Origin of the sequence: Streptomyces sp. NPDC050422 (genome assembly GCF_044458665.1) — a bacterium.
Taxonomy (GTDB): domain Bacteria; phylum Actinomycetota; class Actinomycetes; order Streptomycetales; family Streptomycetaceae; genus Streptomyces.
In genome coordinates, this window is record NZ_JBITIE010000007.1 from 244,004 (window position 1) to 259,333 (window position 15,330).

General features: G+C 70.2%; 16 protein-coding genes. 7 read left to right on the top strand and 9 right to left on the bottom strand.

Translation table 11 applies throughout. From position 1 onward, the window contains the following. Positions 1 to 11: 11 nt before the first annotated feature. Together ACIBJG_RS12830 and ACIBJG_RS12835 are read right to left on the bottom strand one after the other, a co-directional pair. Entirely contained in the window at positions 12 to 1,211 is a 1,200-nt protein-coding gene (locus ACIBJG_RS12830) for an amidohydrolase (protein ID WP_399307505.1), read from the bottom strand. Next, positions 1,208 to 2,626 (bottom strand): MFS transporter, encoded by a 1,419-nt coding sequence (locus tag ACIBJG_RS12835; protein WP_399307506.1) that lies wholly within the window; start codon positions 2,624 to 2,626, stop codon positions 1,208 to 1,210. Before ACIBJG_RS12835 ends, ACIBJG_RS12830 begins: the two co-directional genes overlap by 4 nt. Before the next feature lie 132 nt (positions 2,627 to 2,758). Here ACIBJG_RS12835 and ACIBJG_RS12840 point away from each other — a divergent pair, with 132 nt between their 5' ends. Next, complete coding sequence (locus tag ACIBJG_RS12840; RefSeq protein ID WP_399307507.1) at positions 2,759 to 3,760, top strand: Lrp/AsnC family transcriptional regulator; 1,002 nt, start codon at positions 2,759 to 2,761, stop codon at positions 3,758 to 3,760. A 78-nt stretch (positions 3,761 to 3,838) separates the two neighbouring features. Here ACIBJG_RS12840 and ACIBJG_RS12845 read toward each other — a convergent pair whose 3' ends face one another. Genes ACIBJG_RS12845 through ACIBJG_RS12855 form a run of 3 tightly spaced genes read right to left on the bottom strand, consistent with a single transcriptional unit; the run spans position 3,839 to position 6,217 of the window. Continuing rightward, a complete protein-coding gene (locus ACIBJG_RS12845) occupies positions 3,839 to 5,047 on the bottom strand; it encodes a serine/threonine-protein kinase (RefSeq protein WP_399307646.1) in 1,209 nt (402 codons plus the stop codon). Positions 5,048 to 5,105: 58 nt separating this feature from the next. After that, positions 5,106 to 5,738 carry a DUF4333 domain-containing protein gene (locus ACIBJG_RS12850; RefSeq protein WP_399307508.1) on the bottom strand — a complete coding sequence of 211 codons (633 nt, stop codon included), beginning with the start codon at positions 5,736 to 5,738 and terminating at the stop codon, positions 5,106 to 5,108. 29 nt (positions 5,739 to 5,767) lie between these two features. Next, complete coding sequence (locus tag ACIBJG_RS12855; protein WP_399307509.1) at positions 5,768 to 6,217, bottom strand: ATP-binding protein; 450 nt, start codon at positions 6,215 to 6,217, stop codon at positions 5,768 to 5,770. A gap of 135 nt (positions 6,218 to 6,352) precedes the next feature. On the opposite strand from ACIBJG_RS12855, the gene ACIBJG_RS12860 reads away from it, so the two are divergent. The 4 genes from ACIBJG_RS12860 to ACIBJG_RS12875 all read left to right on the top strand — a co-directional run bounded on the left by ACIBJG_RS12860 (position 6,353) and on the right by ACIBJG_RS12875 (position 9,699). After that, positions 6,353 to 7,219 (top strand): Scr1 family TA system antitoxin-like transcriptional regulator, encoded by an 867-nt coding sequence (locus tag ACIBJG_RS12860; protein WP_399307510.1) that lies wholly within the window; start codon positions 6,353 to 6,355, stop codon positions 7,217 to 7,219. Beyond that, positions 7,216 to 7,461: a DUF397 domain-containing protein gene (locus ACIBJG_RS12865; RefSeq protein ID WP_399307511.1), complete on the top strand. Its 246-nt coding sequence runs from the start codon at positions 7,216 to 7,218 to the stop codon at positions 7,459 to 7,461. The genes ACIBJG_RS12860 and ACIBJG_RS12865 overlap by 4 nt, the downstream gene beginning before the upstream one ends. Positions 7,462 to 7,887: 426 nt before the next feature. Continuing rightward, the gene (locus ACIBJG_RS12870; protein WP_399307512.1) at positions 7,888 to 8,796 is read left to right on the top strand and encodes a helix-turn-helix domain-containing protein; all 909 of its coding nucleotides are present in this window, start codon (positions 7,888 to 7,890) and stop codon (positions 8,794 to 8,796) included. Between the two features lie 93 nt (positions 8,797 to 8,889). Then, positions 8,890 to 9,699 (top strand): DUF4344 domain-containing metallopeptidase, encoded by an 810-nt coding sequence (locus ACIBJG_RS12875; protein ID WP_399307513.1) that lies wholly within the window; start codon positions 8,890 to 8,892, stop codon positions 9,697 to 9,699. A gap of 38 nt (positions 9,700 to 9,737) precedes the next feature. On the opposite strand, the gene ACIBJG_RS12880 is transcribed toward ACIBJG_RS12875, so the two are convergent. Beyond that, positions 9,738 to 10,391, bottom strand: a complete 654-nt coding sequence (locus tag ACIBJG_RS12880; RefSeq protein WP_399307514.1) for a hypothetical protein — start codon at positions 10,389 to 10,391, stop codon at positions 9,738 to 9,740. A gap of 159 nt (positions 10,392 to 10,550) precedes the next feature. Then, entirely contained in the window at positions 10,551 to 11,315 is a 765-nt protein-coding gene (locus ACIBJG_RS12885) for a MerR family transcriptional regulator (RefSeq protein ID WP_399307647.1), read from the bottom strand. A 157-nt stretch (positions 11,316 to 11,472) separates the two neighbouring features. Here ACIBJG_RS12885 and ACIBJG_RS12890 point away from each other — a divergent pair, with 157 nt between their 5' ends. Next, a complete protein-coding gene (locus tag ACIBJG_RS12890) occupies positions 11,473 to 12,975 on the top strand; it encodes a hypothetical protein (protein ID WP_399307515.1) in 1,503 nt (500 codons plus the stop codon). A gap of 13 nt (positions 12,976 to 12,988) precedes the next feature. Here ACIBJG_RS12890 and ACIBJG_RS12895 read toward each other — a convergent pair whose 3' ends face one another. Next, positions 12,989 to 13,834 carry an LLM class F420-dependent oxidoreductase gene (locus ACIBJG_RS12895; protein WP_399307516.1) on the bottom strand — a complete coding sequence of 282 codons (846 nt, stop codon included), beginning with the start codon at positions 13,832 to 13,834 and terminating at the stop codon, positions 12,989 to 12,991. Between the two features lie 97 nt (positions 13,835 to 13,931). Between ACIBJG_RS12895 and ACIBJG_RS12900 the strand changes: the two genes are divergently transcribed. Next, on the top strand, positions 13,932 to 14,294 hold the full coding sequence (locus ACIBJG_RS12900; RefSeq protein WP_399307517.1) for a hypothetical protein: 363 nt from the start codon (positions 13,932 to 13,934) through the stop codon (positions 14,292 to 14,294). Between the two features lie 48 nt (positions 14,295 to 14,342). Here the strand turns inward: ACIBJG_RS12900 and ACIBJG_RS12905 are convergent, their stop codons facing one another. Beyond that, a complete protein-coding gene (locus ACIBJG_RS12905; protein ID WP_399307518.1) occupies positions 14,343 to 15,182 on the bottom strand; it encodes a hypothetical protein in 840 nt (279 codons plus the stop codon). Positions 15,183 to 15,330 lie beyond the last annotated feature (148 nt).

The window sequence follows — 15,330 nt, forward strand, 5'->3', positions numbered from 1 at the left end:
GGCCAGGCGCGCTACCGTCGCTCCCCCTTCCCTGCCCGGTCGGCCGCATCACGGGTCAGCCGGGCGCGCTCCGCCGGGTCCAGCGCGGCCCGTGCCGCCGTCAGGGCCAGGCCGAACGCGCCGTCGAGGATCGCCGCGTCCGCGGACGGCGACGTGCCGTGGTCCGCGAACGCGGCGGTGTGCGGCGTCGCGTCGCCCACCTCGTACCCGAGAAGCGGATGGATGGCCGGGACGACATGGGACACGTTGCCCATGTCGGTCGACGCGACCGCGGCGTCGGACATCTCGACGGTGCGGCCGCGAACGGCCATCGCGTGCCGGTAGGACGTGGCCAGCGAGGTGTCCTGGCGGAGGTCGGCGAAGTCGTTGCCGACCCGGGTCAGCGCCATGGTGCAACCGGTCGCGAGGGCGCCCGCCTCCAGACAGGCGCGCACGCGTCGCTGGATCACCCGGAGGCCGTCGATGGACGGGGACCGCATCTCGAACGCCGCCCGGGCCCGCTCGGGTATCACGTTGACCGCGCTGCCGCCTTCGGTCGTGATCGTCGAGACGACGGACCCCGGAGGGAGCTGTTGCCGGGCCAGCGCGATGGCCGTCTGCGCGATCACGAGGGCGTCGAGCGCGTTGACGCCGCGGTCCGGCGCCGCTGCGGCGTGGGCGGGAGCCCCGGTGAAGGTGACGTCCCACCGGCACAGGGCGAGCGAGCGCCCGCCGACGGCGTCGTGGTTCGACGCGTGGGCCATCATCGCCAGTGCCACGTCGTCGAAGTGGCCGCTGTCGATCAGACTGGCCTTGCCTCCGAAGGTCTCCTCCGCAGGGGTGCCCAGGACCTTGACGCTCACGTCCAGCGTCTCGGCGAGAGGGCCGAGGGCGAGGGCCGCGCCGACCGCGGCGGCGGCGTTCACGTTGTGCCCGCACGCATGGCCCATCCCCGGCAGCGCGTCGTACTCGACGCAGATGGCCACCACCATGGGCGCGTCGCCCTTCCGGAAGCAGAACGCGGTGGGAAGGTCCGCCGGTGTCGGCTCCCGCTCGAAGCCGGCCCCGCTCAGCAGGGCGCTGACGCGCTGTGCCGCGCGGACCTCCTCGCCACCGAGCTCGGGGTCGGCGTGCAGGGCGTGGCTCAGGGCGACGAGCGGTTCACGGTGCTCGTCGATGAGGGCGGAGACCCGGTCGACGATGCCTTCCGGCACACCGGCGAGGCGTGTCACGCGATCACCTCGTCCGGGTCGACGGCCGCGGGCCGTACGTAGCGCAGACCGATCAGGGAGGCGACCAGCGCACCCGCCGCCAGTGTCATCCAGATCGCGACCAGTCCGCGCGAGGTGATGTGGCCGTCGGACAGGAAGGCCGACGACAGCAGTTTGACGACGGCGGCGCCGACCGCGATGCCTATGGACAACGCCAGCTCGTTGATCCCGGCAGCGGTGGCGGTCAGTCCGGGAGCCACGCCTTCGACCGAAAGGGCGCGCGTGGAGGCCTGGTAAAGGCCGAGGCCGACGCCGAAGAGCGCGAGCCCGACGCAGTACCCGGGCAGTGAGCGGTGGAGCAGGGCCATCGTGGCGAATGCCCCGCACAGCACCAGTCCGGAGCCGGCCAGGGCGGAGCGCTCGCCGAGCTTGCGCATCAGCCGGGTGGTGAGCAGCGAGGCGGCGAAGGACGTCGCGGACACGACGAGGAACAGGGAGGCGATCTGCAGCGAGCTGAGACCGAACCCGTAGCCGGCCTCTTCGGAGTGGGAGAAGAGGAAGAGGGCGTTGGTGCTGATGTAGCTGATCGAGGCGAAGCCGAAAAAGAACGTAGCGCCCGACACCACGCGCACCTGCGGCAACTTGAACATCGACAGGTCGACGAAGGTGCGCTGCCGCGTGGTGTCCCACCGGACCCAGACCACGAGCAGCAGCAGCCCGCCCACGCCCGCCGCGACGGTGCGCGGATCCGCCCAGCCCCAGTCCGAGCCCATCGAGATGGCCGTGACGGACCCGATGAGCCCGAGCGAACAGGTCAGCAGGGGGACGACGGCGATCGGTTCGTGGGTGCGGGCGTCGACGTCGGGCACGAGCCGGACGAGGACGAGGGCGACGACGGCGAAGGGAACGGCGACCCAGAACCCGTGGGTGGGCGTGTCCCTGCCCACCAGTCCGGCGAGCAGACCGCCGAGCCCGACGGTGGCCATCAGCACCGCGATCATCGCGCTGACTCCGGTACGCGTATGGCGTGGTCCGGCCAGGCGCACGATGCCCATCATGAGCGGGATGAACCCGACGACGCTGGTGAGCAGGACGACGCCGGTCATGACGGTCCACAGCCTGGGGTGCACGGCCATCAGGACGACCCCGACCGTCACCAGCACGATGTTCGCGCGCAGAACCGGGCGGTACCCCCAGGAATCGCCGAGCTTCGAGATGATCGGTGTCAGCACGGCGAAGCCGAGCTGCGACAGCAGGAAGATCCCGTTGATCGTCGCGTCGTTGATCGACAGCACGGGGCCCAGCGCTGGCAGAAGCGGGTTGATGTAGCCCTGTGTGATGCCGCTGAGAGCCTCGATCAGGGCCATCGCCACGATGACGGTGCCGATGCTTCGGCTGATCGGCAGTGGTGCGTCGGCCCGGGTTTCTGTCCCCATCGCGTCCTCACTCTCCACTCTCACTCATCCGGCTGCGGTAGAAGGAGTGCCAAGCTAGGTTGCCGCCCATAGGAATCCAGGAATCCAACGAGAACAGCCATGGGGAACAGAGAGATGCAAGAATCAGCCATCTTGTCGGAGCTGGATCTCGCGATCATCAACGCGCTGCAGATCAGTCCCCGCGGCGAGTGGTCCCGCATCGGCGCGGCCCTCGGCATCTCGGGTGCCACCGCGGCACGTCACTGGGAACGGCTCACGCGGGAGCGTCTCGCCTGGATCGCGACCATGCCCGGCCCCCGGTTCGCCGACGACGGGACCGCCGCCCACGTCTTCCTCTCCGCCGCGCCCAGATACCACGCCGAACTCGCCGAACGGCTGTGCGCGGAGCCGGCCGCGGCCACGGTCGCACGCGTCACCGGGGGACACGACTTCCGCGTCGACTGCTTCACGCGTACGCACGAGAGCCTGGACCAGATCATTTCCGAGCGGCTCTCCGGGCTCCCGGGCGTCACCCGCACGGAGACCGCGTACGTCACCCGGGTGCACCGGCAGAGTTCCTCATGGCGCAGCGGTGTCCTCGACCAGCAGCAGTCCCGGTCCGTGGCCGTCGCCTCCCTGTCGGCGCACCGCCGCAGGACAGCCTTCGACGCGGTCGACTCGACACTGCTCGATGCACTCGGCGGCGACGGCCGTCTCAGCTGGGCAGAGCTGGGCGCGCTCTGTGCCATCTCCCCGCAGACCGCACGCAGGCGGGTCGAGCAGCATCTGGCATCCGGGTACCTCGTCCTGCGCTGCGAGTTCGCGACGTCCGTGGGCCGGCCGACCCGAGAGGCGAGCCTGATCCTCAACGTCCCCGCGAGCCACCTGGAGGACGCCGGCCGGTACGTGGCCGGCCTGCCCAACTGCCGGGTCAGCATCCAAGTGCTCAGCGTGCACAACCTGGTGGCGACGTTCTGGGTCCACGACCTGAACGAGATCCACGCGTACGAGACGGAGATCGAGGCCCGCGCTCCCGGCACGGTCGCGATCTCCCGGAGCGTGACCGTGCGCACCTACAAGCGGGTCGGCCACCTCCTGGACCGGGAGGGCCGCAGCATCGGACGGGTGCCCCTCCCGATGTGGCAGCCGGAGTGAACGGCTGCGCTCCCGCGCACATGCGCTACGTGGCCGAGGCCCTCGGGAGTACTTCAGGTGGTCCCGAAGTCCTCGGGACTACCTGAAGCACTCCAGGATCAGCGGCAGGTCCTGCAGCCACTCCCGGAGCCGGGCCCGTTTGCGGGCCGCGAGCACGCACGGGTAGGCGGCGCCGTTGCGGAGGCGAACCGTCACCCCGAGGTGTTTCGGGCTCAGGGCCGCGTACTCGACGGTACTGATATCCGCCCAGGTGAACCGCACGTCACCGGCAGGCGTTCCGAGCTCGACCCCCACCGCGTCGATCAGGAGAAAGCTGTCCGAGCTGACCGCCATGAAGTCGAGGTCGGCCCCGGTGTCGGGCTCCTGGTAATTCGGCGGACCGAATCCGGTGGGCGCCTGGTGGAATGGGACGGGCCCGGCCGGGGCGTAGGAAGGCAGTGGCGGTACCGCCGGCGTCGGGGCGTACGTCGGGGTGTACGTCGCACCACCCGGCACGAACAGGTCCAACAGACGCCCGGGCGTCGGGCGTTCACCGGGCTCCTTCGCCAGGCACGACGCCACGATCGGCCGCAGACCGTCCGGCACCACGGCCAGATCCGGGGCCTCGTGCACCGACCGGTACATCAGGCCCATCGGCGTGCCCGCCCCGAACGCGGCCCCGCCCGCCGCCGCGACGAGCACGGCGCCGAGCGCGAACACGTCGGCAGCCCCGCCGACCTCCTGCCCCTGCGCCTGCTCGGGCGCCAGGAACCCCGGTGTCCCGAAGGCCACCCCGGTGGCCGTCAGACGCGTCGACTCGAGCGCCCGCGCGATGCCGAAGTCCAGGACCCTCGGCCCGTCCGAGGCCATGATGATGTTCCCGGGCTTCAGGTCGCGGTGCACCAGCCCGCAGCCGTGGATCGCCCCCAGCGCCTCGGCGAGCGCCGCGCCCAGCTGCCGTAGCCGCACCTCACCCATCGGCCCCTCGGCCTCGATCAGCGCGCCGAGCGTGGGCCCGGGGATGTACGCCGTGGCCAGCCAGGGCGCCGCCGCTGCCGGGTCCGCGTCCACCACCGGTGCCGTATGGAAGCCGCCCACGCTGCGTGCGGCCTCGACCTCGGCGCGGAACCGCTCCCGGAAGTGCGGGTCGGTCGCCAGCTCCGAGCGCGCCACCTTCACAGCCACCGCACGCCCGCCGCGCGAACGCGCCAGATAGACGACGCCCATCCCGCCGGCGCCCAACTCCCGCTCCACGGCGTACCCGCCGACACTCTCCGGCAGGCTCACACCGTCCGCCCCGTACCCCATGCGCTGCACGCCCCCTGTGTTCCGGCGGCTCAGTATGACGCAGGCGCGGTGGAAGGGCTCAGCCGGTCGCGGTGTTGTCGACCTTGAAGTCCATGCTGACCTTGCCGCCCACGACCGACTTCGCGGTCACCGTCACGCCGTACAGCTTGCCCTCCGACGCCAGCTGGCAGCGGATGGTGGCACCCACCTTCGCCGGAAGGTCCGCGGGGCAGGAGAAGGCGTCGGGCGCCTTGCCGACCTGCGCGGTCAGCGCGGCCTTGCCCTGGCGGGCGACCTCCGCCCTGCTCACCGACTGACCACCGGCGCCGGTGTCAGTACCGGTGCTCGCCGCATCGGTGGGCGTCGGGTCCGCGGAGCTGCCGGCACCCGCCGAGCCGTCGACCTTGAAGTCCATGTTGACCGTCTTGCCGTCGACCGACTTCGCGGTGACCGTCATGCCGTACTTCTTGCCGTCCGCGGTGAGCTCGCAGCGTACGGTCGCGCCCACCTCGGCCTTGAGGTCGTCCTCGCAGGTGACGTCGTCGGGCTCCCGGCCGACCTGCTTGCCCAGGGCCGCCGACGCCTGCTTCGCGACCTCGTCCTTCTTCACTTCCTTCGATCCCACACTCGCCGAACAACCCGCCGCGAACGCCACGGCCAGCAGCGCCCCTGCTGCCCGCACCACGATCCGGCTCCCCGTCGACTGCTGCACTGGGCCCCCTAAGTCAAGAAATGTTCACGTCAAGCTCCTGGACGCGCAAACTCGCCGCACTGGTTCCCGATTGCAACGTCCGCCCACACCGTCTTCCCGACCACCCGCTCGGCCACGCCCCACTTCGCCGCCAGCGCCTCGACGAGACGGAGACCGCGCCCCGCCTCCGCGTCGATCGCCTCTGCGCACAGTTCGGGCCGCCGTTCCCTCCGCGCGTCCGACACCTCGATCCGGAGCCCGCCCGCGCCCGCCGTCAGCCGCAGCTCGAAGTCGCGCCCCGGCACGCACCCGTGCACCACCGCGTTCGTCGCCAGCTCGGCCACGATCACCGCCACGTCGTCGGACAGCTCACTCCCGTACGGCACTCCCCACTCGTACAGCCGGTGCACGGCCAACCGGCGCGCGAGCCGGGCACCACGGTGGGTGGAGCTGAAGCGCTGGACGAACTCGGCGCCCGCAAGGGTGATTTCGACGTTCATGTGACTCAGCGTGGCCGCGTAACCGTACGCTGACCAGGAGTGACACCACGACGCCGTGAAGCTGTACGGGTCCTCCCTGCCGGCTGTACGGGCGTGTCGGGCCGTGACCGGACGGACAGAGGCGGTACGGGGCAGATGGCGAACGCGGAACGCGAAGAACGGCCGGAGCGGCCGGCCGAGTCGGACGGTACGGCGCAGCTGTTCAGGGCGCTGGGCAAACAGATCAAGTTCCTGCGCGAACGTGCGGGCATGAGCCAGCGGGATCTGGGACTCGCGGCGCATTGCGGGGAGGACCTGGTGTCGGCGGTGGAGCGGGGGGTGCGGACGCCTCAGCCGGATTTCCTTGAGCGCGTGGACCGGGTTCTCGACGCGGGCGGGGTGCTGGTGGCGGCGGCGGATGAGGTGCGGGAGGCGTTGGCGCGGGCGCGGACTCGGCATCCGGCTTGGTTTCGGGACTACGCGCGAACCGAGGCGGAGGCAGTGGTCCTCCACGAGTACAGCAATCAGGCAGTACCTGGGCTGCTTCAGACTGAGGACTATGCCCGTGCCGTCTTCACGCAGCGGCGTCCACTTTTGGACGAGGCCACGATCGAGAAGCGGGTGGCCGACAGGATTGCGCGCCAGCAGATCTTCGAACGATGGCCTGCCCCCACCTTCAGCTACGTACTCGAGGAGTCGGCCTTACAACGACCCATCGGGGGGCGAAATGTTCAGCGGCAACAGTTGAAGCGGATTCAGCAGGTTGGTCTCATGCGGACAGTTCAGTTGCAGGTGATGCTCACCGACTGCGAAGAACACCCGAGCCTGGGTGGCTCCTTCACCCTGCTGACCCCCAGAGGACGGCAGCAGGTCGCATACATGGAGGTGCAGGGCTACCCCAGGTTGGTCACCGACCCGGATGAAGTCAGCGTGTTCGCGGAGCGCTATGGGATCATCCGAGCGCAGCCTCTCACCCCGAGGGAGTCCCTGACGCTGATCGAGAAGATGCTGGGAGAGCGATGAACACCGAGCAACTGCGCTGGTTCAAGAGCAGCTACAGCGACGGTGAGGGCGGCAACTGCATCGAGGTCGCCTATGACTGGCGCAAGTCCAGCTACAGCACCGGCGAAGGCGGCAACTGCATCGAGGTAGCCGCCTCCCCCGCCACCATCCACATCCGCGACTCCAAGAACATCCCCGGCCCCCACGTGGACGTGGCCCCCGCCGCCTGGTCCACTTTCGTCGCGTACGCCTCCCGGGGCTGACCCGGAGTTGAGAGCGATGTGGGCGCATTCACACGCCCCCGGCCGCATCTGCGACGCCCAATTCACTCTCAACTTCCCACCGCCACCACGGCTCCACCCTCCAGTCGGAAGCCCAGCGACGACCCGGATCGGATCGCACGCCACCGGGTCGCGGGAATCCACGATCCGGTCTCCGCGTCGTGGATTCCCGCGTCCCGGTTTCCCGCGACGTAAAAGCTTTTAAGGGCTCTTGGAAGAGAACTAAATACCCACCCAACCCGCCCGGCGTCCTCGTCACCCGCACGAGTGAGGTTCGCGAACTGGGCTGGATCTGCACCCGGTTGCGTGGCATATGCTCGCCGCACCAAACTTCAGACAGCTGACGGCCCCCGCCGGGACGACAATCCCGAGCGGGGGCCTGACCAACACGGAAGAGACAACTTCCTGATGGCTACCTCGCAGGTTATCGCGCGCCCTTACGCCCCGCCCTCTGGCGTCGAGCATGTCAACGTCCGCCACACGGAGCGCTTCACCGTCGTGGGCAATCACCTCAGCCAGCACCCCGAACTCTCGCTTGCCGCCAGGGGTCTCGCCCTCCACATCCAGTCGCTGCCGCCCGGCGCCAAGGTCGGCATCAAAGCCCTCGCCGCCCGCCTGCCCGCCGACAGCGAGCACCGCATCGCCGAGGCCCTGCGGGAGCTGGAGGAGCACGGGTACTTGAAGCGCACCCGGGTGCGTTCGCCGGAGGGCAAGGTGTACACGCGCACGGTGTCGTACAACCACCCGGACCCCGCCGCCCTCGACAAGGCACAGACGCAGACGGTCAAGCCCCGCAAGCCCCGCCCGACCCCGGCCCCCTCGCCGAAGCCCACCCCCGCACCGCCCCCGCCTCCGTCGCGGCCCGCAGAACCCGCCCCCCTCCCCCGCGTGCCCGCGCCCACCGCCAAGAAGCCCCCGCGCCCCCCGCTTCCGCAGCCGCTCAATCCCCGGCCGCAACTCCTCCACGCCGCAGCGCTCCTCCTCGTCGGGCTACAGAACCAGGACCGCGAACTCGTCCTCACCGAGGAGCAGATCGACTTCCTCACCCCTGGTGTCGCCGCCTGGTTCGAGCGGGACGCCTCGCCCGCCGCCGTACGCAAGGCGCTCACCGAGGATCTGCCCCGGCCCGTGCGGTTCCCGGCGCAGTTGCTGAGGCATCGCCTCACCGTCTCCCTGCCGTCCGGGCGCTCCCTGCCCGCCGCCTATCGGGCCGTACCCATGCAGAACTGCGACGACTGCGACCGCGGGTTCAGGGCGTCCGAACCAGGCAGGTGCGACGACTGCGGGAGTGAGAGGCGCAGCGCTCCGTCAGCCTGAAGCCGTGGGCCGGGCAGCGTCTTGGTGTTGAGGGCCGTATCCACAGCGGGCAGGATGGTGGCAACGTCGCGTTGAGGGGAAGCGGGTGGGGTGATGAGGCCGGGGGGCCGGCTCTGCGCCGGTCTTGGCGGGGTGGTCCTGGTAGCGGTCGCCGCAGTGTCCGGCTGTCAGGAAACCGGCGGCCCCCGTCCCGATGTGGAGGACTCGGGCATCACCATCCGGTACGAGACGCCGGCGGGCTCCGACCGTGACGATGCCGCGTTCCTGCGCAGGCGGAAGGTCGTGGAGGAGGCCGCGTCGGCGGTTGCTGCTCTGGTCGAGGTGGACCAGCGGATATCCGTCGGCGTGGTCTCGTGTGACGGCGAAGGATCCTCCTACGATCCCGAGCTCACTCACGTGGAGATCTGTTACGACGAAGTCTCCGAAACCCGGGAGCTTTTCCGGCGGGCCGAACCCGAGCGGGCCGAACCCCAGCGGGCGGACGACAACGTGGTGGCCGTCATGCGGGAAACACTGTTCCACGAAACGGCGCACGCCCTCGTGGACACTCTCGAACTGCGCGTGCACGGCCGGGAAGAGGACTTCGCCGACCAGTTCGCCGCCCTGATGCTGCTGCGCAGGAGCGTCACCGGCGAACAGCAGCTGCTCGCGGCCGCCGAGGCCTGGTACCTGTCCGACGTCACGAACGAGGACGTCGACGACGAGCCCGACGAGCACTCCTCGGACGGTCGGCGTGCGGTCAACCACCGCTGCTACGTCTACGGCGCCGCTCCCGGCCGCCACCGGGACTTGGTGAGCCCCGATGCTCTGCCCGCCGAGCGGGCGAAGGGATGCGGCACGGAGTGGAACGCCGTACGCGCGTCGTGGATGACAGCACTCGCACCGCACCTGCGGAAGGGCTGAACCTTCCGCACGCATCCCGCCGCGATGACTGCCCCCGCTCAGCCGACGACGGAGAAGAAGATCGCGGCGTCCTCGGCCCGCAACCCGGCGCCCACGTGGGTGGCCCAGTCCGAGTGCCACCCGTCGAGAGCCTCGATCAGCTCCGACAGGTCGTACCTGATGTCGGCATCGATCCGGTCCAGCACCTCGCGGTAGGCCTGAATCGCAGGCCCGGCCTTCTCCATCGGCCAGCACCCGATCTCCGGTGAGCCCTCCACGGGCCGGGGAATCGGGAACGTGATCTCGGACGGCGGGCCGCTGTAGATGTACTGGCTGGGCAGCAGATCCGCCGCAACGCCCGCCGCACTCAGTACGTCGTCCAGAGCGGTGAAGACAGTGATGGGGCTCCGGTAGCTCGCCAGAGTGGACATGTCACTGCCGTTGTGGTCGATGACGATCTGGAGAGCCGAGTAGTAGGCGTTTCCGGCCCATTCAGCCGTGGAGTCGGCACGCCCCGAGACGAGGTGCTCCAGAGCCTCCTGCACCGGAAGCCCCCAGTCCACGTCCTGATCATCCAGATCCTCCTGGCGTGCTCGCGCCGCCCCCCGCATGCGGTCCAACCACCGCACATCGTCGGCACTCAGACTCTGTCCGGGAAGAAAGCGTGCGATTCTTCCGCGGCTCGCCATGCTGTAGTTCACGATCTTGCTCATGGAGCCATGCTCTCAGGAGGCTCCCGGCTGATCCCGTACGGATGCGGCCCACGTCGCACAGCGACAACTGCGACCGCGGATCGGGGCCCGGGCCAAGTAGGACGTCGGGAGGTCTGCAGCCCTCCGGTCGTACGGATTCGACGATCCCCGGTCCGCCGGTCAGCTCAGGCGGGCCTCGGCGTACGCCTCCATCGCGTCGCGCTGGTACGCGGCCAGGCCGTCGGCGATCCGGTCGAAGTTGGCCCGCATACGGGGGTCTTCGACGTACGTCCGGCCCAGGCCCCGGTAGGCCTCCGCGTTCGGGGTCCAGAACCGGCAGATGCCTTGGTAGTGCGCTTCCGTCTCCGCCTGCACGGCGGGGTCGTCGGCCGGGGTGCCCGCCACCATGAACTCCGCGAAGCGGATCATCTGCGCGGTGGCCTCGAGCTGCCACGCCTCCTGGTCCGCATCAGTCATCGTGTCCTTGGCCCCGCGGGCCTCCTCCCACGCCTCGGGCCATCGCTCGCGCACCTCGGCGTCGTCCTCCGCCGTGTGCTCAAGGCCCTCGAACAGGTTCTCCGGCCTGTTGATCTTCGCCATGGTGTTGCCGTCCTTTCCTTCCTCCAGTTCGGTGATGGTCCGCTCGACCGTGCGGACGAGCGTGTCCAGTCGGTCACGCTCCTCGCGCAGCCGCCTGTGGTGCTCCCTCAGCGCGCTCACCGGGTCGGTGCGCTCGTCCAGGACGCGGCGGATCTCACGCAGCCCCAGGCCCAGCTCCCGCATCAGCAGGATCCGCTGCAGTCGCAGCAGTCCGGCCTCTTCGTAGGAGCGGTGCCCGTTGCTCCCGAAACCCGCAGGCGGCAGCAGGCCGATCTCGTCGTAGTGCCGCAGCGTCCGGGACGTCACCCCGGACATCCGCGCCACCTCCGCGATCGACCAGGCCATGGCCGCGACTCCCTTCACCGGGCCGGTTCCTCCGGCCACACACACGACCGTAGGAGTTGACGCAACGTAAAGCGCAAGCCGGCGACGGGAACGGGGGGCGGAGCTCGTTCCCGGACGGGGAGGCCGGGTGACCGCACGGCCGTGCGACCATTCCGCCGTGGCCCCTGAACAGATACCCGGATCGGCCGGTCCGGACGAACGCCGGCTGACCGGTCTGGCACTCAACCCGGCCGCACCCGTCGACGTCCTGCTGCGGCTGCTCGCGCTCGAGTTTGCAGCCGTACGGGTGGCGCTGTGCCGGGACCGGGTGCTGCCCGGGCCCGTGGTGGACGCGGTCGTGGCCCACCCGGACTGGAGGACCCGCGGCTTCTTCGCCGAGAACCCGTACGCGGATCCGGAGCAGCGGGCACGGCTGGTGGACGATCCGGAGTATCGCGTACGAGGGCGTCTGGCCCGGGAGCCCCGGGCCGCCGACGATGTGTGCGCGCCCCGGCCGTTGCCGGACCGGACCGTCGTACGGATCATCGAGACGTACGAGAGCGACAACCTGTGGGAGCTCAACCGGCTGATCTCACCCGGTCTGCAGCGTGCGATGACCACTCACCCCTCGGCGAAGGTCCGCTGCATGGGGATCGGCCGCCTCTCCTGGGAGTCCCTGACACCCGACGTACGGGACGCCCTGCTGGCCGACCCGGACCCAGGGGTACGGAAGGCGGCCGACGCGACCAGACACTATTACGAACGGCTCCGCGACCCGGACGCGGTGCGGGAGGACCTTCCCGCGCACCACTGCCATGCGCGTACTCACCTGTTGATGTACGGAGCACTCGCCCCGGATGTCGTGGCGGAGGCGCTGTCGCAGAACGCGTGGCTGATCGCCTTCAACGACAGCACGCCGCCGGAGACCGTGGCCCTGCTGGCCGCCCACCCGGACCCCGAGGTGCGTGCCCAGGTCGCCGCCCGGCCCGACCTGGGGCCCGCCGAGCGCCGAGCGCTCGCCGTGGACCCCGACCCGGGGGTGCGGCTCGCACTCTCCGTGCATCCGGCGCTGAGTGAGGCGGAACGGGCCGCGATCGACTACGAGGTGGAGCAGGACGAGGCGTACTGCCTCTGGCCGGTGTACGACCCGGAGTCGGTGCCCGACCTGGAGATCGTCCGCGCCCAAGCGCTGTCCGCACACCCGCTCCTGCGTCGGCGGGCCGCCGACGAGCCGCATCTCCCCGCCGACCTGGTCGCGCTCCTCGCGGACGACTCCGACCTCGGCGTAAGGGTCCTGCTCGGCCAGAACCATCCGGACGCCCCGGCCGCGCTGCTGCTCCGCTGCTTCCTGGAGCACACCGGGCGCGACCGGTGGCATGTGACCCGTCACGGCAACTTCCCCCGCGCCGGGCTCGCCCGGTTCGCCGGCGCCGAGGATCCGGCGGTCCGGCGGCTGGCCCTGCTCGACCCGGCGATCCCGGCGGAGACCGCCGACCGGCTCACCCGCGACCCCGACCCGCAGGTCCGCGAGGATGCGGCACGCCACCCGCGCCTGCCGCAGGACCGCATCGTGGCGCTCCTCGACGCCCCCGAGCTCGCCCACCGGGCCGCCGCGAACCCGGCGCTGCCTGCCGCGACGATGTACGAACTGATCGCCGCGGTCGGGCAGCCGGTGCCCTAGAGGCACTCGGCTCTCAGAGGTACTCGGCGAACGCGTCCAGCGTCCGCAGGACCTCCGGTTCGGCAGCGGGGGGCAGTTGGAGGACGATCTCCTCGATGCCCAGGTCCGCGTAGTGCGCCAGCTTGCCCGGGCTCGGCAGGACCGCGTACGGGATGACCTGGAGGTCCTTCGGGTCGCGGCCCGCCGCCTCCCAGACGGTACGGAGCTTGGGCACGGACTCCGTGAGGCCCCGGCCGCCGATCGGCATCCAGCCGTCCGCGTACTCCGCGATGTGCGCGAACAGCTTCGGGCCCGCCCCGCCGCCGATCAGAGTGCGCGGGCCGACCACCGGACCGCGTGGCTCCTGGACCGGCTTCGGGTAGGCGTGGCTCGCCCGGACCGAGCCGAACTCGCCGTCGTACGCCGTCGGTTCGGCTGACCACAGCGCGCGCATCAGCGCCATCCGGTCACGGCCGAGCTCCCGGCGCGTCGACCAGTCCACGCCGTGGTCCGCCGCTTCCTCCACGTTCCAGCCGAAGCCGAGGCCCAGGGTGAAACGGCCGCCGGAGAGGTGATCGAGGGTGGCGATCTGTTTGGCCAGATCGATCGGGTCGTGCTGGGTGATCAGCGTGATTCCGGTGCCCAGATCCAGCCGTTCGGTCACCGCGGCAGCCTGCGCGAGGGCGACGAACGGGTCCAGGGTGCGGCCGTACTCGGGCGGCAGGTCGCCGCCCGCCGGGTAAAGAGTTTCCCTGCTCACCGGGATGTGCGTGTGCTCCGGAAGATAGAGCCCGGCGAATCCCCGCTGCTCAAGCTGGTGCGCGAGCCGCACCGGTGTGATCGTTTCGTCGGTGAGGAAGATCGTTGTGGCGATCCGCATACGAGAACACCTCCGTCGTTGTCTGGTGGCGGCTCAAACGTATGCCGTACGGTGCGCAATGCCGAGGCTTCGGCGACTTCGGGGGAGGTCTTTCACCATGATCCGTACGCGCACCCGCACCGCTCTCACCGCTCTGTTCCTGACGGGCGTGCTCGTCGGCGGCGCACCCGTCGCGGCATCCGCCGCCGCGCCCGCGCCCGCATCCGCTGCCTCCCGTACCGCGTCGGTACAGGGCGCGGGACACGTGGAGGGGGCGGCAGCCGTCCACACCGGCGTGCGCGAGGCCGCTCACGCGTACAAGAGCAAGAACAAGAGCAAAAGTAAGAGCAGGAGCAAGAAGCGGCGGAAGCACAGCTCCGGCGGGTTCGGCGGCGGGCTGATCGTGGGCATCGTCCTCGCCGTGCTCGTGGTCGGCATCATCGCGTTCGTGCTCGTCGCCCGCGCACGGCGCAACTCATAGACGCCGCGCCACTCGCCACCCCGGTCGGGCGGCGAGTGGCGCGGTCCCTCACTGTGCCGGGAGGGAGTGCATCACGCGCCGCGCCGCAGCGGAGCGCATGGTGGGTGCCACCAGGGACACCGTGTCGCCCGCAGACGCGATCTGCATGGTGGTGTTCGTGCCCTGGTAGAACCAGCGCCAACTGCCCGATCCGGGTGCGGTTACCGTCGTACTGACCTGGCCCGCGCTGTTGGTCTTCACCGTCTTCACCGTCGTGTACGAGGCGGCGCCGGCCTTCCTGAACTGCAGCTTCAGGCTCTGGCCGCCGTAACCCCGGTACCTCAGCGCCTCCCAGTCGGCCCGGGCCAGCGCGCCGGTGACCTTGACCTGCTTGGTGGTGTCGAACCGGCTGGGGCGGGTCGCGGACGCCGTCAGCGTCGCCGCACGCTTGAACTTGAACGGGGCGAGCGCGTCGTAGATCCAGTAGTCGCCGTCGTTGGCGTTGACGATGCCGTAGACGCCCCAGTCACCGGCCGCGTCGTTGGCGTTGCGCTCGCTGTACCAGGGGAACCAGCTGGGATCGATGCGCATCGTCGCCGTGCAGTCCGAGGTGGTGCTGCTCAGCTTCTTGCAGGTGACCCCGACCGTCTCGATCGGAGCACCGTAGGCGCTGTGGGTGCTGCCCGCGTCGATATCTCCCACCCCCTTGACGCCCGAGTTGTCCTTGACTGTCAGCTTGACCGGGAACGTCACCAATCCGCTGATGCCGACGATGACGCTTTTCCCGTTATTGGTCACCCCCTTGACGACACGAATGTCGCCCCGTCCCTCGGCGTGCGCCGATGACGCCCCCAGCACGGTCATGACCACCGAAGTGGCCACCGCGCCCCACAGCACATGTCTTCGCATGTCCCCTCCTCCTCGCCCCCGCGCCGGGTCCGGCGCGGACGCGTCGGCACAGACTAGAGCGGGCCTCCGGGGGCTCGTTCCCGGGGTCGGTCAGCGGTGTCCGGGGTTCGGCCCGGGGGCGTGCGTGGATGCCTTAACTCCCCTTCAC